Raw genomic sequence first — 521 nt, 5'->3', positions numbered from 1 at the left:
CCACGGAGGCGCCGGCGTGGCCGGGGCGGGGGCAGGTGGTGAAGCAGCGGCAGGTGGTGCCCACGCGCGCCGCGCTGCCGACGGTGGAGGGGCACCCGAAGCCGCAGCCGGTGATGGCGCGGGTGCGCGCCGCGGCGCTCGCGGTGGCGGATGCGTGGGACGCGGCGGAGGCCCGGCTGACGGAGCTGGACAGCAAGGCGGGGGATGGTGATCTGGGATTGAGCCTGGCGCGTGGCGCGGCGGCGATCCGCGCGTTGCCGGAGAAGGCGTGGGCCACGCCGTCGAGCGCGTTGACGGAGCTGGGGCAGGCGTTGCGCCGGAACATCGGAGGCAGCTCCGGGCCGTTCTACGCGACGGCGCTGCTGCGAGCGGCGCGCTTCCTGGCGAGCAAGCCGGTGGATGCGCTGGCCTGGGCGAAGGCGTTCGAGGTGGGCGTGGAGGCGGTGTCGGAGCTGGGCGGGGCGAAGCCCGGGGACCGGACGATAGTGGACGCGCTGCACCCGGCGTCGGTGGTGCTTACG

At 75.8% G+C, this 521-nt stretch carries 1 protein-coding gene; it reads left to right on the top strand.

Going from position 1 to position 521, the window contains the following annotated elements:
- On the top strand, positions 1 to 521 hold a 521-nt coding region (locus tag D7X55_RS40335; protein ID WP_121725729.1), incomplete at both ends, for a DAK2 domain-containing protein.

The organism is Corallococcus sp. AB049A (assembly GCF_003668885.1).
GTDB lineage: Bacteria > Myxococcota > Myxococcia > Myxococcales > Myxococcaceae > Corallococcus > Corallococcus interemptor.
Note: the sequence above shows the minus strand (reverse complement) of the source record. Positions and strands in the feature narration are given on the sequence as shown.